Source organism: Gracilibacillus sp. Marseille-QA3620, assembly GCF_054950035.1.
In genome coordinates this window covers 3,858,386-3,878,086 of the sequence record NZ_CM143102.1, presented here as the reverse complement: position 1 = coordinate 3,878,086, position 19,701 = coordinate 3,858,386, and the positions used below count along the sequence as shown (strand labels likewise).

13 protein-coding genes are annotated in these 19,701 nt (G+C 43.7%); 11 read left to right on the top strand and 2 right to left on the bottom strand.

What is annotated here, in order from left to right; all coding sequences use genetic code 11:
* Nucleotides 1–214: 214 nt before the first annotated feature.
* From secA to ACY8DX_RS19455, 3 genes are all read left to right on the top strand, one after another.
* Nucleotides 215–2,716, top strand: coding sequence for a preprotein translocase subunit SecA (secA, locus tag ACY8DX_RS19465; RefSeq protein WP_049669435.1), 2,502 nt, complete (start codon nucleotides 215–217; stop codon nucleotides 2,714–2,716).
* Between the two features lie 132 nt (nucleotides 2,717–2,848).
* Nucleotides 2,849–3,950, top strand: a protein-coding gene (gene prfB, locus ACY8DX_RS19460; RefSeq protein ID WP_156185530.1) for a peptide chain release factor 2 whose coding sequence is annotated in 2 segments (ribosomal slippage) — nucleotides 2,849–2,920 and nucleotides 2,922–3,950 — 1,101 coding nt in all. Because the reading frame shifts where the segments join, the coding sequence is not laid out codon by codon here.
* Nucleotides 3,951–4,309: 359 nt separating this feature from the next.
* Nucleotides 4,310–6,043 (top strand): IS1182 family transposase, encoded by a 1,734-nt coding sequence (locus ACY8DX_RS19455; RefSeq protein ID WP_053103698.1) that lies wholly within the window; start codon nucleotides 4,310–4,312, stop codon nucleotides 6,041–6,043.
* A gap of 26 nt (nucleotides 6,044–6,069) precedes the next feature.
* Here the strand turns inward: ACY8DX_RS19455 and ACY8DX_RS19450 are convergent, their stop codons facing one another.
* Both ACY8DX_RS19450 and ACY8DX_RS19445 read right to left on the bottom strand, forming a co-directional pair.
* Nucleotides 6,070–9,393, bottom strand: coding sequence for a CDP-glycerol glycerophosphotransferase family protein (locus ACY8DX_RS19450; protein ID WP_439802248.1), 3,324 nt, complete (start codon nucleotides 9,391–9,393; stop codon nucleotides 6,070–6,072).
* Nucleotides 9,394–9,648: 255 nt separating this feature from the next.
* Complete coding sequence (locus ACY8DX_RS19445) at nucleotides 9,649–11,757, bottom strand: glucosaminidase domain-containing protein (protein ID WP_462405861.1); 2,109 nt, start codon at nucleotides 11,755–11,757, stop codon at nucleotides 9,649–9,651.
* 254 nt (nucleotides 11,758–12,011) lie between these two features.
* Between ACY8DX_RS19445 and ACY8DX_RS19440 the strand changes: the two genes are divergently transcribed.
* The 8 genes from ACY8DX_RS19440 to ACY8DX_RS19405 all read left to right on the top strand — a co-directional run bounded on the left by ACY8DX_RS19440 (nucleotide 12,012) and on the right by ACY8DX_RS19405 (nucleotide 19,621).
* Nucleotides 12,012–12,938 (top strand): ABC transporter ATP-binding protein, encoded by a 927-nt coding sequence (locus ACY8DX_RS19440; protein WP_439802376.1) that lies wholly within the window; start codon nucleotides 12,012–12,014, stop codon nucleotides 12,936–12,938.
* Nucleotides 12,935–13,837, top strand: a complete 903-nt coding sequence (locus ACY8DX_RS19435) for an ABC transporter permease (RefSeq protein ID WP_439802377.1) — start codon at nucleotides 12,935–12,937, stop codon at nucleotides 13,835–13,837. The genes ACY8DX_RS19440 and ACY8DX_RS19435 overlap by 4 nt, the downstream gene beginning before the upstream one ends.
* 195 nt (nucleotides 13,838–14,032) lie before the next feature.
* Nucleotides 14,033–14,848 carry a YitT family protein gene (locus ACY8DX_RS19430; protein ID WP_462406987.1) on the top strand — a complete coding sequence of 272 codons (816 nt, stop codon included), beginning with the start codon at nucleotides 14,033–14,035 and terminating at the stop codon, nucleotides 14,846–14,848.
* 421 nt (nucleotides 14,849–15,269) lie between these two features.
* The gene (gene ftsE, locus ACY8DX_RS19425) at nucleotides 15,270–15,956 is read left to right on the top strand and encodes a cell division ATP-binding protein FtsE (protein ID WP_049669441.1); all 687 of its coding nucleotides are present in this window, start codon (nucleotides 15,270–15,272) and stop codon (nucleotides 15,954–15,956) included.
* The gene (gene ftsX / locus ACY8DX_RS19420) at nucleotides 15,946–16,839 is read left to right on the top strand and encodes a permease-like cell division protein FtsX (protein ID WP_462405860.1); all 894 of its coding nucleotides are present in this window, start codon (nucleotides 15,946–15,948) and stop codon (nucleotides 16,837–16,839) included. The genes ftsE and ftsX overlap by 11 nt, the downstream gene beginning before the upstream one ends.
* Nucleotides 16,840–16,924: 85 nt before the next feature.
* Nucleotides 16,925–18,184 (top strand): murein hydrolase activator EnvC family protein, encoded by a 1,260-nt coding sequence (locus tag ACY8DX_RS19415; RefSeq protein WP_462405859.1) that lies wholly within the window; start codon nucleotides 16,925–16,927, stop codon nucleotides 18,182–18,184.
* A 196-nt stretch (nucleotides 18,185–18,380) separates the two neighbouring features.
* Entirely contained in the window at nucleotides 18,381–19,499 is a 1,119-nt protein-coding gene (locus ACY8DX_RS19410) for an AimR family lysis-lysogeny pheromone receptor (RefSeq protein ID WP_462406986.1), read from the top strand.
* Nucleotides 19,496–19,621: a hypothetical protein gene (locus ACY8DX_RS19405; RefSeq protein ID WP_269431768.1), complete on the top strand. Its 126-nt coding sequence runs from the start codon at nucleotides 19,496–19,498 to the stop codon at nucleotides 19,619–19,621. Before ACY8DX_RS19410 ends, ACY8DX_RS19405 begins: the two co-directional genes overlap by 4 nt.
* Nucleotides 19,622–19,701: the final 80 nt, after the last annotated feature.

Below are 19,701 nucleotides of genomic sequence, written 5' to 3'. Positions count from 1 at the left end.
CTGCTTCTATTAGAAGGATGAAACTTTTCTGTGGCTAAATTCGTAAATAAAGGATAAATTATGCCCAGAATTATACATGGCGAAACCTTTGCATTTGTTGTTTTGTCCTGTTGTAAGTGTTACTATTAATAAGAAATTTAAAAAAAGTACGATTCATGATTGACTAACAATCTAGGGCATTGAAACCCTTCTAAATAAGAGGAGAGACTGCTTAATGGGGATCTTGAATAAATTGTTTGACCCTAATAAATCTGAACTGAAAAGGCTGACGAAAACAGCTGCAAAGGTGGAGGCATTGGCTTCCATGGCAGAGGGTCTTTCAGATGAACAACTGACAGCTAAAACGGATGAATTCCGCGAACGCTATGCGAATGGAGAATCGCTTGACGATATGCTTCCTGAGGCTTTTGCGGTCGTTCGTGAGGCTTCACGCCGTGTGCTAGGCATGTATCCATTTAATGTGCAGTTGATGGGTGGTATCGCCTTGCACGAAGGGAATATTTCCGAGATGAAAACCGGGGAAGGTAAAACGTTAACGTCTACCATGCCTGTCTATTTGAATGCCATCACAGGAAAAGGCGTTCATGTCATCACGGTCAACGAATACCTTGCTAGTCGTGACGCTAATGAAATGGGACAGCTTTATAATTTCTTAGGACTGTCTGTCGGCTTGAATTTAGCTGGCATGTCCCGTGAGGAAAAGCAAGAAGCCTATAATGCGGACATTACTTATGGAACGAATAATGAGTTTGGGTTCGATTACTTGCGTGATAATATGGTGCTCTACAAAGAGCAAATGGTGCAGCGTCCGCTTCACTTTGCCGTCATTGATGAGGTTGACTCCATCTTGATCGATGAAGCGCGGACACCGCTCATTATTTCTGGTTCAGCGAAGAAATCCACACAATTATATATGCAGGCGAATGCCTTTGTTCGTACGCTGACGAAAGAGCAGGATTATACGTACGATGAGAAGACGAAGAGTGTTCAGTTAACGGAAGATGGGATGAGCAAGGCAGAGCGTGCCTTTGGCATTGATAACTTATTTGATATCAGCCATGTTGCCTTAAACCATCATATCGGACAAGCCTTGAAGGCACATGCGTCCATGCATTTGGATGTCGATTATGTCGTTCAAGACGGTGAGATTGTCATTGTTGACCAATTCACCGGCCGTTTGATGAAAGGACGCCGTTACAGCGACGGTCTTCACCAGGCAATTGAGGCAAAAGAAGGGCTTGAAATCCAAAACGAGAGCATGACCCTTGCGACAATTACATTCCAAAACTACTTCCGTATGTATCAAAAGCTTGCCGGTATGACAGGTACAGCGAAAACGGAAGAAGAGGAATTCCGCAATATTTATAATATGAACGTTATCGCGATTCCAACGAACCGTGACATCATTCGTGATGACCGTTCTGACTTGATTTTCGCCACAATGGAAGGCAAGTTCAAGGCGGTTGTTGAAGATATCGCAGAACGCCATGCGAAAGGGCAGCCAGTGCTCGTTGGTACGGTAGCGATTGAGACAAGTGAATATGTCTCCGAGCTCTTAAAGAAAAAGGGTGTCCCGCATAGTGTCTTGAATGCGAAGCAGCATGAGCGGGAAGGAAATATCATTCTTGATGCCGGACAGCCCGGCGCTGTGACCATCGCGACCAACATGGCCGGCCGTGGTACAGATATCAAGCTTGGTGAAGGTGTGGCAGAGCTTGGCGGTTTAGCTGTCATCGGTACGGAGCGCCATGAATCACGCCGTATCGATAACCAGCTCCGTGGTCGTTCTGGACGTCAAGGGGACCCTGGTGTGACTCAGTTCTACCTCTCTTTGGAGGATGAATTGATGCGCCGTTTCGGCTCCGAGAACATTAAGAGCATGATGTCCCGCCTTGGCATGGGCGATGATCAGCCAATCCAAAGCAAGATGGTATCAAGAGCTGTGGAATCTGCGCAAAAACGCGTTGAGGGCAATAACTATGATGCCCGTAAACAATTGCTTGAATATGATGATGTTCTTCGTCAGCAGCGTGAAATCATCTACAAGCAGCGCTTTGATGTACTTGATAACGATAATTTACGCGGCATTGTTGAGTCTATGATTCGCTCCTCCCTTGAACGCAATGTGTATGCATTCGGTCCGGATGGAGAGAGTGAGGAGTGGAATATCCAGGGTCTTCTCGATTATGTGTATGCAAATCTATTGCCTGAGAACTCCTTGGATGAGGCAGCATTGAAGGAGCTTGACGGGGAAGAAATCGTCAACCTTCTCTTTGATAAGATTATCGAGAAATACAATGAGAAGGAAGAACAGCTTTCAACCGAGCAAATGCGTGAATTCGAGAAAGTTATCGTTCTTCGTGCGGTTGATAGCAAATGGATGGATCATATTGATACGATGGACCAATTGCGTCAAGGAATCCATTTACGTGCCTATGCTCAAATCAATCCGTTGAATGAATATCAGCAGGAAGGCTTCAGAATGTTCGAGGCTATGATTGCTTCCATCGAGGATGATGTAGCAAAATACATCATGAAGGCCGAGATTCGCAATAATCTTGAGCGTGAGGAAGTTGTCAAAGGACAGGCCGTTAATCCAAAGGCTGATGGTGAAGTGAAAAAACAGCCGAAGCGCAATGAGGATAAAGCAGTGGGACGTAATGCGCCTTGCCCATGCGGTTCTGGTAAAAAATATAAAAATTGTCATGGCAAATAAATCAAGCTTTCAGGTATCTTTAAAAGACGCAAGAGCGTATAATAAAGGATAACCATTTGAATGAGAGGGACGGTGTGTACGCCGCCTCTCTTTTTCCTGATTAGCGTTAAATAATGATAGAGGTGAATGTGAATGGAAATCGCAGAAATTCGCAATGAGTTAGAAAAAACAGCCAAGCGCTTGGCGGACTTTAGGGGGTCTCTTTGACTTAGAAGAGAAAGAAGCGCGCATTATGGAGCTTGATGAAATCATGTCTGAGCCTGAATTCTGGAACGACCAGCAGAAGGCCCAAGGCATCATCAGTGAAGCCAATGGCTTGAAAGAGCAGGTTGGTGAATTCAACTCCTTAAATGAATCCTACGAAAATCTCGAGCTAACCTTTGAATTGATCAAAGAAGAGCCGGATGAAGATCTTCAGGGTGAGCTTGAATCTGAACTTACCGAGCTATCTGAGCGTTTGAATGCCTTCGAGCTTCAATTGCTGCTCAGTGAAGAATATGATAAGAATAATGCCATCCTTGAATTGCATCCAGGTGCCGGCGGAACCGAGTCTCAGGACTGGGCATCCATGCTCCTTCGTATGTACACAAGATGGGCAGAGAAAAAAGGCTTCAAGGTAGAAACACTTGATTACCTTCCAGGCGATGAGGCTGGCGTGAAGAGTGTAACACTCGGCATTCGCGGTCATAATGCCTACGGTTATTTGAAGGCGGAGAAAGGGGTACACCGTTTGGTTCGTATCTCCCCATTCGATTCATCTGGCCGCCGTCATACCTCCTTCGTATCATGTGAGGTTATGCCAGAATTCAATGATGAAATCAACATCGAAATCCGCACAGAAGATTTGAAGATTGACACATACCGAGCAAGCGGCGCCGGCGGTCAGCATATCAACACAACTGACTCTGCCGTCCGTATCACGCATATCCCGACGAATGTTGTGGTCACTTGCCAATCTGAGCGTTCTCAAATCAAAAACCGTGAAGCAGCCATGAAAATGCTGAAATCTAAGCTCTATCAACGTGAAATCGAGCAGCAGGAAGCAGAGCTCGCTGAGATTCGCGGAGAGCAAAAAGAAATCGGCTGGGGCAGCCAAATCCGCTCCTACGTCTTCCACCCATACTCCATGGTCAAAGACCACCGTACAAATGCTGAAACAGGCAATATCGGTGCGGTTATGGATGGCGACATTGATATGTTTATCGACGCATACTTGCGTTCTAAACTTTCGTAATCTGAATGAAACGAAAAAGGGGCTGTCCCATAAGTCAATGAGGATTGACTTTCAGGGGCAGCCCCTTCTTTCGCATTTTTCAGGCCCCGTTAAACGTAGAGGTTGATTTCCGTTCCAGGTGGCTACTTTCCGCGGGGCGGTCGGGGAGCCTCCTCAACGCTTTCAGCGTCTGCGGGGTCTCCCCTGTCCGCTAATCCCGCAGGAGTCAGCCACCTTCCACTCCAATCAACGGTCCGAACAATTCTAGCTTCCGCTTAACTAGACATTTTCTGAAAATAAATGGCAAAAGAATACAAAAAAACCGCCTTTTTCGATAAAATGAAGTTACCAACAAACACCATATCGAAAGGGCGGTTTTTATGTACACTGATTATACCACTGAACAAGTTGAACTTCCACTCTCTCTTCAAGAAGAAACTCCCCATTCATCGAATAAGAATCTCAAACCAAGTTTCATCCCTTATGACAATCGTCAAGCCACCATGATTTTTGATATCCAAGACTTGATTCCAGAAAACCACGTCTCCCGCGTCATTGACGAGATGATCGAAGAATTGGATGATTCCCTCTTTCTCCAACACTATCAAGGAGGCGGCCGCAGCTCCTATCACCCGAAAATGATGACCAAAGTGGTCTTGTACGCGTACTCCCAGAAAGTCTATTCCTGCCGAAACATTGCGCGTATGGTGGAAGAAAACCTCCCTGCCATGTGGCTCGCTGCCCTACAGAAACCGGATTATCGAACCGTCAATCGCTTCCGTACCCAACAGATGGGGAAACTGCTTCCATCCCTGTTTGAAAGCATGATTCACCAGTTGATGGAGCGTAAGCTCATTTCAATGGATACCTACTTCCTTGATGGGACCAAGATTGAAGCCAACGCGAACAAGTATTCATTTGTCTGGAAGAAGGCGACAACGAAGTTCGAGGCCAAGCTCCAGGAAAAAATCGATGAAACCTATCAGCACATCCAAGCCATCACCCTGGAGGAAAATAGAGAATTGACCCATGAAGAAAGATCCGAGGAGCCAACCCCTGAGGAAAAGCTTGACCTTCTGGAAGAAACACTGGCGGAGAAGGTCGCGTGTGAAATGGAGGAATTGGAACGGGAAGACAACAGCCAAGCACGAAAAGAGAAAAGAAGAGCCCTCCGTCCCATCAAGAAGCTCTTGAAGGATGTTCGGGAAGACTTGCGTCCTCGCTTGAAGAAGTATCGAGACCAAAATGCCTTGTTTGGGGACCGGAACAGTTACTCCAAGACAGACACGGATGCGACCTTTATGCGCATGAAAGAGGATCACATGAAGAACGGCCAGCTCAAGCCTGGCTACAATGTCCAGATGGCGACGGAAAACCAATTCATCCTGTTCTACACTATCCATCAAAGACCAACCGATACCCGGTGTTTCAAGCCTCACCTTGAAGCGTTGAAGAACTCCTCGATTCCGTTGCCAAAGAAGGTCATCGCGGATGCCGGATATGGAAGCGAGGAAAACTACCTGTATACCCTTGAAGAGCCATTCGAGGCGTTAATTCCGTACAATACCTACCTGACCGAGCAAACACGATCGTACAAAAACGACATCCGGAATGTGCGAAACTGGGAGTATGATGAACACAAGGACGAATACATCTGCCCGAACAATCGAAGGGTGCTCTTCAAACGTTATTCCACCCGGACGGATAAGAATGGATTCACGCGTGACCTGAAAATCTATGAATGCGAGGATTGTACGGGTTGCCCGCTAAAGGCACAATGCACGAAGGCGGAAGGCAACCGCCAAGTTCACTACAATCCCGTCTATGAAGAACTGAAAGCAAAAGCAAAGACAAGCCTTTGGTCTGAACCGAACGCACAAATTTATGGCCGTCGTAAAGTAGAGGTCGAAAGTGTGTTCGGTCATATCAAGGGCAATCGGTCGTTCCGGCGCTTTTCGCTCCGGAGTCTCCCGAAGGTCCAAACGGAATTCGGAATCGTGGCGATGGCCCATAACTTTCTGAAAGTAGCCGGGCTACTTTCAGGAAAATCTTACACACAACCAAAAACAGGTGGAGAAAACCATTCAGTTTTCTCCACCTGTTTCGTTTATTAGGGACTTATGGGACAGCCCCTTTTTCTTTATGATTGTTTTTTAGGGAAAACCTTTTCCACAACACGATCTGTAGCATGTCCATCCTCTAGATAGCAATAGCGATCATAGAACTGTTGGTATTTTCCTTCATAGTCATGCTGAACTTGATCAATGTCATGCAATGCATTTATCAGCTCATCACTTGTCTGAAGCAATGGCCCTGGAGCTTCTTGTTCGAAGTCCATGTAGAAGCCGCGGGTATTATCGCGGTATTCTTCAAAGTCATATACATAGAAAAGAATTGGCCGTTTAAGGTTTGCATAATCAAACATAACAGAGGAATAGTCCGTGACAAGGACATCTGAAATGGTCAATAACTCTTGGATATCAGAGTAGCTGGAAACATTATAAACAAAATCGCTTAACTCTTCAGGTACCTTAAATTTATTGCTAATTACGACATGAAGTCTAAGCAATAAGATGTATTCATCTCCTAGCTTTTCCTTCATCGCTTCCAAATCAAACGGAATCTCAAATGTAAACTTATTGGCGCCGTTTGTTTGGTTGTCCCTGAAGGTAGGAGCATAAAGAATGACCTTTTTGTCTGTCGGTAGTTGCAGTTTTTCTCTCACTCTTCCTGCTATCTCGGTTAACCCATCTTGATAGAATAAGTCGTTGCGCGGGTAGCCTACTTCAAGGACATCCCCCTCGTAATGGAAGGCGCTTCTAAAGGCCTTGGTTGCATAGGCACTTGGGGAGATAAGATAGTCCCAGTTCTTAATTGCACCGCTGACACGTTCAACATATCCTTCTTGGCGGCCCTGAACCTGCTCAATATCAAAGAGCATTTTCTTGAGCGGTGTTCCATGCCAGGTTTGTAAATACGTTGTTTCTTTTCTCTTATTAATATAGGACGGGAAGTTTTGGTTGTTTACCCAATACCCTGCTTTAGCTAAGTAATAGTAGTAAGAAGGGCTTAAACGTTTCACCTTAAGTGTATCCGGATCTCTAAAATGGACGCCTTTGTTTACGATCCATACTTTCTTGTATGGAAGCTTTTCCTCTAGAATCTTTTCGTATATTTTCCGTGGACTATCCGCATATTGCTTGCCTACACCGCTCTCGAAAACAATTAAATTCTTATCGACAGGCAGGAAGGTTCGCATCAATTTGTAAGCAGCTTTCATAGTCGGGAAATAGTATTTGCTCTTTCTGAATTTCTTCCCAATACCTTTCGCTATCGGCTGTTTCTGTAATCGATACGATAACTTTGGTTTAAGTGATTTGTCACTCGCAAGTTTAAAGATTCTCTCAGAGGATGACCGGTCCGAATACTTTAAGAACTTGCGGGCTCGTTGTTTGTAAGCATCCTTCATTTCGAAGTCATGTGATGCATACTCTTCAATCAATGCCAAAAGTTCATCAAGATCATTGGTAATGTCGCCTGGCAAATCCTCATCTAATTCCAAATGAGATGGACGTTTTCCTATAAAACGACTGCGATCAAATTGATAGTAAACAATCGGTTTTTGCAAGAAGCTGAAGTCGAATCCCACACTAGAGTAATCCGTCAGCATCATGGCGCTTTCCTTGATTAATGTCTGAACATCAACCTCTCCCTGTGAAATGACTTGATAAGGAGAATCGCGGAAATGGTCTGTATAAAGCTGCATATTAGGGTGCAGACAGAAAATAACCTCAAAATTATAGGTCTCACTAAGCTTGCGCAATGTTTCACTTTGGATTAGATCCTTGTATCGGTGATAGTATTCACTTTCAAGGAAATGCTCCTCCGTAAGAATCCAATCACGCCATGTCGGAATGATCAGCAATTGGCGTTTCTTCTCGACATTATCAGCTAATAATTCATCAAATCGGGATAAACCGGTGATATAGACTTGGTCAGGATTATAACCGAAGTCATTCACAATCATTGCCTTCTCGAAATCTGAGCTTACAAGAAAAATGTCGGTGTAGAAGCCGGGTGCATCCTTCCCATAGTTAGCAATCATATTTTTGGTTCCCATAACACCGTGCTGCAGGAAGATTTTTAGTGCATGTACCTTCCGTTTAAAGCGCTGTGTCCGAATTGGATATAGATAGTCAGCATGATGAGAGGAGATAATCCGTTTAGCAATCAAGCTTAATTTGATATGTTCTTTCGACTTGAAATAGACCACATTCCCGAGTGGCTCTACGTTCTTTAATTCGGGTGATTCCTGGTCAATTACGTAGTAAACAGGAAGTTCAGGGTGCTGTTCACGTACATATTTAAAAAAGTGATATCCAGTATCCTGTGCTTTATATGGCCGCTCTCCGACCAACCATACATTTTTTGAACGGTTTACAAGACGGTGGAGCCATGCCCATTTCATCATACGCTCAAGATATTTCAAGTTTTCCGCAGAGTAGCTGAGAATCTCTAGGGCAAGATTCGATGCTTTAAATGTGTAATAAGGATTGACGGATATCCCCTTATCCCCAATATATTTGGAAATATCCTGTGCAAAGTAGCGTGCTCGGAAGGTCGGCCGATGCAATTTCACCATGTAGGGCTCTGGTGTATCATTCAGTTGGAGCTTCAAAAAGACATCATAAATGCCTTCCTCTAAGAGATGACCTTCTTTTCCGAGCGGGACAATAGCATGATAGCTATAGCGATTCAATCCGTATTTTTGTCGCGTTTCCTCTTGATTTAATTCGAATGTAGCGGCTGTCTGACATTCCTCATCAGTCGCGCGGTTGCTTAATAGCAAATCCCCGTGCTGAATGACTGAATGTCTTGTAAAGATTTTTCCGTACACTTCCAATTCTTTGCCGGTACGTCTAACTCCGTCAATCTGTAGGCGAACGGACGGATTCAATTCTTTATCTACACTGAGAGAGAGATTACCTTTCTCTGTAACAAACGGAATGACCTTCCGATCTTGAAAATGGTAGGGCAAGAAGGGGCTTGGGATATCGGTTGTTTCAAAACGGCCAAGCCTAATCTTGTATTGAAAGGCTTCTTCTCCATTACATTGAACCATTTCAGTTGATTCTGATTGGCTTAATTTTTCAAATCGTTTCTCACTAATGGATTTGGCCGGTACTAGAATGGTTAAATACCAATCATAAAAAGATTCGACATTAGGAAGTTTAGCAATCAACTCTCCTAGAGAAATCTTAAATTGGAATTTAGCAGAAGGTTTAATCTCCCCCGCGGAAAACCATTCTTCTGTTTCCCGGCATTTCAACCAAAGCTCGGAAACCGTATCCGTTTGGGTATTTAAGTGTCCTGATATGTATAGGGTATCCCCTGATTGTTTAATATTAAGGTATTGGTTTCGACGCTTTTTCTTTCGTTTAAATAATTTCCGAACGTTAATCATGTTCACCCACCTGACTGATATGATGATACGACTAGTATGAATCACGCAGTATAGAATATGCAAGAAAAAAATCTAGCCAATGATTAAATAAACCTTTAGAATAGAGGGTTTCTGGAGATTGTTAACAGTGTCTTATTAAATATTCATAAAAGTTTATGCATGGATTAATGATGGATACAGATAAATGGATTTATATGGTAGCGATCTGTCAGAAAGAGACTAAAAACCCTAGCTGTTTTGCTAGGGCTTTTAGAATCATGACTCTTTGTAGGCAGGGACATCATATAATAATGTATATTGAGTCAATCGGCTATAGATTTGTGACATTCGAGCCGTCTGCTTTACAGCCCATCCAATATCAGTAGCATATTGATGAGAGGCATATCCGTATAAGGCCATATGATTAGGATTCCAACGCATTTTATACAGAGTATCCTGTCCAGCATTGATATAAGACTTAGCGACAAAAGCGGCTCCCCCAATTATGGCTTTCTCAACTGTTGTCCATCCTTGTTCATAGGCATACTTAGCTCCGCCATTGATTGGATCAGAATCATAGGCTCCTATTCCATACATATTATAGACAGTAGTCCCATTATAGCTGATTCCTTTGGCAAGGGTACTTGTCCCATTTCCAGTTTCCAGGAGAGCGTGGCTGATTAGGTATACTTCATTAATATTGTAGGTAGATGCTGCTTGAATGAAGCTTGAGGCCTTTCCAGTTAGAGCGCCTTTCCCACTAAGAATATTGGCATTTAATTCAGTGGCATTTGTTCCGGCTGGTGCGGATAAGATCAAAAACTGATAGTATTCGGTGCTGCCGGGAGAAAAGCTGGATGGATCTAAATATTTCTTTACCTGTTCAGCAGTGGCGCTTACCCAGGCCTTTGGGTTGCCGCCTTGCAGGAAGGAAGAATACAAGGGTGAATCCGTCATTGGCCGCATCTTCATCTGATAGTTCACCGCTTGGTCTAAGGTCAATCCATAGCTGGTTGTTATCTTCTTGCTTATATCACTTCGTTTAATATAGCCTGTTTGATAACTGCCATCAGCTTTCACTTTGACAATATACCAGTTCTCACTGAATACGCGATATTTAAGGATGGTATTTTTCGCATAGGTTCTCCAAGAGCTGGCTGTTGTTGTCGGTGCTTTATACACTTTAGTAGGACTTGTTTGGGCAAGGCCTGTTTGCTCAGTGTTTTCTTCCGATACTTGTTCAATGTGGCTTTTCAGTATGTAGCCGGTTTGTTTTTCACCGTCAATATATATGGTGACACGGTACCAAGAGTTTGTATAGCTGTATACCTTTAAGATGGAGCCGGCTGAATAAGTCTTCAAGGCTTTAGCGCTAGTACCCGCATAAGCATAGACATTTGTCGGGCTTTTGAGGGCGATGCCTTGCTCAGCTTTGCTTGCTGGGTTTGGCAGCTCAACCGATGTCTTTGGAAGATAGGCTGTTTGATAGTCTCCATCGATCTTTACTGTTGCTTTGTACCAGCTGCTTGTGTACGTATAAAGCTTTAAAATATAGCCTTCCTTGTATGATTTGACTGTCTTTGCATTAGTTGAAGGCTTTTCATACATAACTGTCGGGTTTAGTTTGGCGACAGCCTCGACTTGTACAGGATTTGTCGTAATGGTTTCGACAGCACTCTTTTGAATATAGACGATTTGCCATATGTCATTGACTTTTACCTTTGCCTCGTACCAGGAGGTAGAATAGTCATAGAATTTCAGCGTGGTGCCAGCAGAGTAGCTTTTAACGACCTGTGAGCTTGTTGATGGCGAAGCATAGGTTTTGGTCGGGGATTGAATGGCAATACCGCTTAATGCTTCTCCTGTCAGCTTTGGGGCTGGCTCGCTTATGGGGGCTGTTGGTTCGTCCGTTAGAACGGCTTGCTCCTGTTCAGCTGCCTCCGTTTCATTTGGCAGAGTAGCTTGTTCCTGCTCGGCTGCCTCCGTTTCATCCACGATTACTTCAGCTTGCTCGTCCTCTACTGGTGTTTCCGTATCACTTGCTGCTTCAGTATTCGCCGTATCCTCCTCGCTTGATAGATCTTCTACTTTCACATAACCTTCCCAGATTTCGCTTCCGTCAGCTGAAATCGTCTGGACATGAAGATACTCATCAAATTTCTCGAGAAGGGTGACATCTGCTTCATTCTCCAGCTGAGTCAACACAGGGCTGTCACTTTCTGTGCTCTCATATAAATCAATGGCTTCCCCGTCTTTGGAAATCAGTACTGCTGTAGTTGCTTCCTCTATAACCTCTGAGTCCGAAGCGAATGAAACTGCCGGTAAGGTTGAAAGGAGGAGCATGGCAATGATCATAAAGGTTGTGAATTTCTTTGCTGTCAACATGATTTCTCCTCTATTAATTTTTTAAAATATCATTTTTTGAAATTATTAAGGCCTCCTTTTCTAAAATTAAACATATGTATTCTAACAGTTTTATGCCGGAATTGACGGATTTGTCTAGATTTGTAACGAATCTTTAAGAATTGATGAATATCTTTCCATATTTATATATCAAAATAATATAAACAAAAATCATACAAATTACCATATTTTTACGCTATAGTAGATATATAGGATTATGAAAAGGAAGTGAGCAAGTGGCAGAAAACGTATTGGAAGTGAAATCACTAACAAAAAGGATCAGGCAGACGGCGATTGTAGATGATGTGAGCTTTGAAGTGAAACGCGGGGAGATTTTCGGATTATTAGGCCCGAATGGGGCGGGGAAAACAACAATCATCCGAATGATTGCAAGCTTGATCAACCGTACGGATGGCAGGGTTCTCATTAACGGTCATGATCTCGATCAGGACTTTGAGGGAGCCATGAGCAATCTTGGAGCGATTGTGGAGAATCCAGAGTTTTATAAGTACATGAGCGGGCGGAAGAATTTGATTCATTATGCGCGTATGGCGGCAAATCCGATTCCTCCCGAGAGACTGGATGAGGTAGCGGAGCTCGTGAAGCTGGACCATGCGATTGAGAAGAAGGTTAAGACATACTCACTCGGGATGCGCCAGCGTCTTGGGGTGGCACAGGCTATTCTGCATAAGCCGGCGCTCTTGATTCTTGATGAGCCGACCAATGGTCTTGACCCACAAGGGATTAAAGAGTTCCGCATGTATTTGCGCGAGCTGGCTGATGAAGGGATTGGGGTTCTTGTTTCCTCCCATTTACTTGCTGAAATGCAGCTTATGTGTGACCGGTTCGCTGTCATTGAGAAGGGTAAGCTTATACATATCGAGAATAATCAGATGCAGGGCGAGGAAGAGGAGTTCAGGGAGATTGTCTTTGCCGTGAAGGATGTTCTTGCTGCAGCCAAGGTTGTTCGTGAGGCATATCCAGAGGCGGCCATCCTAAAGCAGGACGTACAAATGATCACGATTAGGACAACGAAGGAACAGTCAGCTGAAATTGTCCGTGCCTTCGTACAGGCGAATGTCGATGTTTATGAGATGAGTGTCGTCAAAAAATCCTTGGAGGACCGCTTCTTTGAGATTACGAAGCAGGAGGTGGGCGTATGATCAAGCTTATACGCAATGAATGGATGAAACTATTCTCTAAAGTATCGACTTATATTTTCATCGGAATCATGGTTGTAGGGATTATCGGTGCTGGCTTTGCCGCGAATTTCTTTAATTCAATGATCGAAGCGGATGTGAAGGAAGCGAAACAAACGATCGCCGATCCAAATGCATCTGAGGATGATAGGGCCTACGCGGCAACTGTACTTGCTGACAGTGATTCGAATATGACGAATGCCGTCTGGGATTTCATGGCTGATTGGGCATTGGGGCTTGTCTCCTTCATCACGCTGTGTTCGGTCATTGTCTGCAGCGGGATGGTAGCATCGGAATTCTCGGATGGAACCATCAAGCAGCTGCTGATACGGCCGTATAAGCGCTGGAAGATTCTTCTGTCAAAATATATCACTTCACTTATCTTTGCAGGTGTATTATTGGTTACCTTGCTTATATCAGGATATTTGGTCGGTTTGTTATTCTTTGGGAATGGGTCCTTCACGGCGAAGATTCCAGACCCATCCTTTTCTGGAGATATGATTGAGGTAGGCAGCTATTTAGTGGATATGCTCCTTTACTGGCTGCCAGGTTTCTTGATGATCACCACTATTGCGTTTATGCTGAGCACGCTTTTCAAGACGACATCCATCGCAGTAGGTGTATCCGTATTTATCCTGTTTGCTTCATCTACATTAAACTTCCTTATCTTGAATCTAGTTGACCGTTATAGCTGGATGAAGTTTATTCTGTTCCCGCATATAGACCTGCGCAATCTCTTCTTGCTTGGTTACGGCTATGAAGGAGCAGCGCTTGGCTTTTCGCTCGGCTTGCTTGCCGTCTATTATGTCATTTTTATTGCAATCACGTTTTTTGTCTTCCGGAAGAGAGATGTCGCTATTTGATGTTTAAGAGGTCTAGGGTAACTCCCTGGGCTTTTTTTATTGTCTGACTTTTGTATCTTTCTAGGCTTTCATTGTTTCCATTCCTGTTTTCATATAAAATGGATATGCTTTGAAGAATTGGACGTATGGAGGGCAAGAAGAATTGTGAAAAAGAAAAGAAACAGCAGGATCAAGCATCCTCTTTTAAATGCCATAATGGATTATGTATATGTACTTATCGGGTCTGCGATTGTCGCTATTTCCTTTAATATCTTCCTCTTGCCGACGAAAGTGGCATCCGGCGGCGTGAGCGGGATTAGTACGATTACGTATAATTTGTTCGGATGGGAACCAGCCTTTGTGCAATGGGCCTTCAATATTCCGCTCTTTATCGCGGGTGTGCTGCTTCTTGGAACGCACTTCGGCATTAAAACGGCTGTTGGAACCATCTTCTTCCCGTTTGTCGTTTTCTTAACAAACGGGTGGTCGCCGGCAACAACAGATCCGCTGCTTGGCGCTCTTTTCGGAGGGATTGGCGTCGGGCTTGGTCTTGGAATTGTCTTCCTAGGAAAGGCTTCAACTGGCGGTACGGATTTGGCGGCGCAAATTATTCATAAATACACGGGGATCTCACTTGGGATGTGTGTAGCCATGATTGACGGCTTAATTGTACTTGCGGCTGCGCTTGTATTTGATATCGAGCAGGGCTTATATGCCTTGATTGGCTTGTTCGTCACAAGCAAAACAATCGATCTTGTTCAAGTCGGCATACAGCGATCAAAAACTGTTATGATCATTACGAGCTGTGAGGCAGAGGTTAGAAAGGCCATCTTGGAGGAAGTGGATCGTGGTGTTACAAGGCTGACAGCTCAAGGCGGCTATACAGAAAGTGATCGTCCTGTCCTCATGTGCGTGATTGATCAATCAGAATTCACGAAGCTGCGTCAGGTGGTGCAGTCGATTGACAGGCATGCGTTTGTCGTCGTTATGGAAGCGGCTGAGGTGCTTGGTGAAGGCTTCAAGAAAGACTGAGTGAATCTTTTCTTTGCTATTTGAGAGAATAGTTGTTAAGATAGGGTCTGGTCAAAGGATTCAAGTAGAATGACAGGCAATATGCTTGTATAGATAGAGAGTGACAAGAAGAAACCGGGGAGATGATAGTAGTCTAACCGGTTTTTTGTTACTGTTTTAACCGGAATAAAAGGAGCTTATGGACTATTATCGGAGCGGTCAAAAAGGCATAGGAGATGTAGAAGTGGAATTAACCTTCTTTTGACAAAAAAGGTTAATGTAGATGAAATATAAATGTAATATAACAGTGGTATTTCTGACATTTTGTGATGTTATAATATAACATGACAAAAGACGGATAAATTTATCAAAAAACGACAAACGTCGATAAACACATATAGATTTAAGTACAACATGAAGGTGGAAAAAAGGTGAAAACGACATGATAGAAATGATTAATGTTCAAAAGACATACCCGAATGGCGTTTCAGCAGTAAAAGGCCTGAATGTAAAGATACAATCGGGAGAGTTTGTCTATGTAGTAGGACCAAGCGGCGCAGGTAAATCGACATTTATTAAGATGATGTATAGAGAAGAAAAGCCGACAAGCGGGACCATCACGATTAACGGACGGAATATTGCCAATATCAAGGATCGAAAAGTACCGCTTTTGCGCAGGGATATCGGCGTAATCTTCCAAGACTTCAAGCTCTTGAATAATTTGACCGTTTTTGAGAATATTGCCTTTGCGCTTGAAGTAACAGAGGAAAGACCACAAGTCATCAAGACGAAGGTCATGGACGTGCTTGAGCTCGTCGGCCTTAAACATAAAGTAAGAATGCTACCGACCGAGCTATCCGGCGGAGAGCAGCAAAGGGTTGCCATTGCCCGTTCCATCGTGCGTTCACCGAAGCTTGTGATCGCAGATGAACCGACAGGGAACCTGGACCCGGAAACTTCTTGGGAAATCATGAAGATATTCGAAGAAATCAACAGCCTCGGTACAACGGTTATCATGGCGACTCACAACAAAGAGATTGTTAATACGCTTCAGCATCGAGTCATTGCCATTGAAGGCGGCTTGATCGTGCGGGATGAACAGAAGGGAGAATACGGTTATGAATTATAGAACCTTCTTCCGCCATGTGAAGGAAAGCTTTAAAAGTCTAGGCCGTAACGGCTGGATGACATTCGCATCCGTCAGTGCCGTTACTGTAACCCTATCATTGGTCGGAGTGTTTGTCGTTCTGATGATGAACTTGAATAACTTTGCTACCAATGTAGAGAGTGATGTAGAAGTTCGCGTGCATATTGACCGTACAGCAACAGAAGAACAGTCAACTGCACTGAAATCCAGCTTAGAAAGCCTGAACCAGGTTGATAGTGTCACTTTATCTCCTAAAGAAGAAGAATTGACAAGTATCATTAACAGCATGGGTGATGATGGGAAAGCCTTCGAGCTGTTTGAACAAGATAATCCATTAAATGATGTTTATGTCGTCAAGACAAAAACACCTCAGGATGTCGTGGTCGTTGCACAAGAGGCTGAAAAAATGAATGTCGTCGAAAAAGTAGTATATGGACAGAATTATGTAGAGAAGCTGTTTAATATCGTCAGCGTTTCAAGAAACGTAGGAATTGTCCTGATTGTTGCTTTGTTATTCACAGCGATGTTCCTTATCTCGAATACGATTAAAGTAACTATTTTCGCTAGACGCCGCGAAATTGAGATTATGCGTCTCGTCGGTGCGACTAACGGGTTTATCCGCTGGCCGTTCTTCCTTGAAGGGTTATGGCTGGGCGTACTCGGATCGATTATCCCGATTGCCCTCATCGCATTTGGATACAAGTATTTGTATGATCACCTCAGTCCGTCCATGACGATTGATTTCATGCAGATGCTGTCCTATAACCCATTCATTCTTCAAGTATCAGGTCTGCTCGTCCTGTTTGGAGCCTTGATCGGTATATGGGGAAGCTTAATGTCCATCCGTAAATTCTTGAAAGCTTAACAAACAAGGGGCCCCTTTTCTAAAAAGGGGCCATACATACATAAAAAAGAAATCGCTATTGTTGGAAGGGAAAGGGGAAAGTCACGTGAAGAAAACCATAGTCGCAATCACCGCGTTTGCGCTGTGTATGGCAGGAACGACTGCCGGGGGTAGTGTACAAGCTGAATCCATTGGTTCACTGCAGGAGAAAAAGAATACAATTGAGAAGAAGAAGTCCTCGGTTGAATCGAATATTTCCGAAACAGATAAGCAAATCTCTGATATCGAAGGTCAACGTGCCTCATTAGAAGCAGAGTTGAAAAAGGTAGAAAAATCAATCGCTGAGACAGAAGAAAAGATTGCTCAAAAGGATCAAGAAATCAAATCCACTGAAAATAAGATTGATAGTCTGAAAGGAGACATTAAAGAAACAGAGGAAAGAATCGCAAATCGGAATGAGATTTTGAAGGAGCGTGCGCGTTCTTATCAGCAAAATGGTTTGAGCTCAAGCTATCTAGAGGTTCTCCTAGGTGCAAACAGTTTTGGGGAGTTTGTAGAGAGAATTGGTGCAGTAACGACAATCATGAATGCAGATAAAGAAATCATTGCTGAGCAGGAAGCTGATAAAGCTCGTCTAGAGGAGCAGAAGGCAGAGGTAGAAAAGAAGCTTGCCAGCTTAAATGACATGAAGAAAGAGCTCGTTAAGATGAAGGAAAAGCTTGACGGGAAGAAGGTTGAAAAGAATCAGCTGATGGCTGCGCTGAAATCAGAGCAGGCTCAGCTTGAAGAAGAGAAGCTTTCTCTTGAGGAAGAGAAGGAGCTCTTGGCTAATCAAGAGTCAGCTGTGAAGAAAGCCATCGCAGCTGAGGAAAAACGCCAGGCAGCGGCTGCTGCAGCCTCTAAAGCAAGCAACAGTTCATCAAGTTCTTCTGGCGGTGCGGTATCTGCTGCACCTGCTGTGACATCAGGCAAGTTCATGCGTCCAGCAGCCGGGTATGTATCTTCCCATTATGGCGCTCGGTGGGGACGAAACCACAATGGGATTGATATTGCGAAGTCGGGTACAGTACCGGTTGTCGCATCAGCAGCTGGAGTTGTCTCTCGTGCAAACTTCTCAAGCTCTTACGGTAATGTCATCTATATCTCCCACTATATAGATGGACAAGTCTATACCACTGTATACGCTCACTTGCGTTCGATGAATGTTTCCGCCGGACAATCTGTCCAAAAGGGACAGCAGATTGGATTAATGGGGAATACAGGTAATTCCTTTGGCCAGCATTTACACTTTGAATTGTATGTAGGCGGCTGGACCGCATCCCATTCGAACGCCGTGAACCCACTAAGTTATTTAAGCGGAATGTAATACACACAAGGCGCAGTTCGACAGAGGACTGTGCCTTTTCTTTTATGAGTTATGGTATAAATTTTCAGATAAACTACGAATGTTGTCGAACGATGGGTAAATTTGATGGTCGAATTGTGTACACAAGCGTTCAATAAACTGTTAAAATTTGTATCAAATAGTCTATTATTACTGGGTGGGATGTCGTTTGGAGAGTGTGGTTTTTAAAGATTATATGATCAAGGACGATCGTCAATTCAACCAATTTCTTTTAGGAAAAATGAACCTCTTTGATGCGTCCCGAATCAATTCTAACTCAATTTTATCCTCATTGAATGAGCTCTACCGCAATGATTACGAGAAACAAAAATATTTCCTGCAGGATTACTACTTCAATTACTTAGACTCCATAAAATCAAACATTCTCATGGAATATTATTTAATGCAAGGTGATATAGAAGAGCTCGAGACTCTCATGGAAATTGAGAGGGAACGGGGAAGCAAGGACATGCAGACATGGATTACTATTTATCAAATCCTCCTCAAGAACCAAAAGGGGGAATTGTCTGGCACGGACTTGATTGACGAAATCTTCAAGGTCAAGAATACAAATAGCGAGTCGCTCATATTCTCGCTTATTGTCCATTTATACGGAATCCAGGAAATAGGTCTATTCGAGCCGTTTCACAAGGTTCTTACAGTCGTAGCCCCGATGGTGGAGCTGATGGATAATGAATATTTGCGGGAAGCTTACAAAATTCGACTCATGGAAATGGAAGCAACCACCTACTTATACATGAATGAAATTGAACAATGCCGCTCAAAATGCTTAGAGGTCATTAAGCGCAGCGAGCTGCAGTTCTATTTCCCGATTGTGTATGCTAATTTCTTTCATATACTCGGTCAAACCTATATGTTTGAGAATTTCGAGGTAGCGAAATATTGGGTCGAGCAATCCCGTAACGCCTTATTGCAGTTATCTGGCAATCGGGCTATGGATAGAACCCAGTATACGGTTAACACACTTGATTTTCTGCATTCCTTTTGGGGTATTGATATACATACGGAACCAACAGATGAGGCAGAAAGGGCCCACCGGCTGATTGTCCAAGGCCGAGTCGATGAAGCCGTTGACATTCTTGAAGGCTTAAAGAAAAAGAGGGGATACTTAACATCCTATCAATTATTCTATTACGGACTGGCAATGAATGATGACAGCATGCTGAATGTAGCCCGGGATGTATTCACCTCTAATTCCAATTACTTTTATCTTCAATTATTGAGCACAGAGAATTTACACAAATATAAAAAACAAATTAGGAGGATGAAGCATTGAAAAAATTAGCAGGCATTTTTATTGTTGTTCTAACATTGGTGACAGCAACGGCAGGCGGAACCCTATTAGCCTTTGACCCAGGTCCAATCGCCCCAGGCGGCAGCTCAGCTATTGACCGCTGATTTATTCAGCATAAGCAGGACAGGCACCGCATAGGAATAAGCATGGCACATTTACATGTGTCATGCTTATTTTGTTTTTG

Bases quoted from the DNA above. Each gene is read 5' to 3' on its own strand.
- secA (WP_049669435.1), top strand. From the start codon at position 215: ATGGGGATCTTGAATAAATTGTTTGACCCTAATAAATCTGAACTGAAA.
- ACY8DX_RS19435 (WP_439802377.1), top strand. From the start codon at position 12,935: ATGATCAAGCTTATACGCAATGAATGGATGAAACTATTCTCTAAAGTA.
- ACY8DX_RS19450 (WP_439802248.1), bottom strand. From the start codon at position 9,393: ATGATTAACGTTCGGAAATTATTTAAACGAAAGAAAAAGCGTCGAAAC.
- ftsE (WP_049669441.1), top strand. From the start codon at position 15,270: ATGATAGAAATGATTAATGTTCAAAAGACATACCCGAATGGCGTTTCA.
- ACY8DX_RS19445 (WP_462405861.1), bottom strand. From the start codon at position 11,757: ATGTTGACAGCAAAGAAATTCACAACCTTTATGATCATTGCCATGCTC.
- ACY8DX_RS19455 (WP_053103698.1), top strand. From the start codon at position 4,310: ATGTACACTGATTATACCACTGAACAAGTTGAACTTCCACTCTCTCTT.
- ACY8DX_RS19430 (WP_462406987.1), top strand. From the start codon at position 14,033: ATGGATTATGTATATGTACTTATCGGGTCTGCGATTGTCGCTATTTCC.
- ftsX (WP_462405860.1), top strand. From the start codon at position 15,946: ATGAATTATAGAACCTTCTTCCGCCATGTGAAGGAAAGCTTTAAAAGT.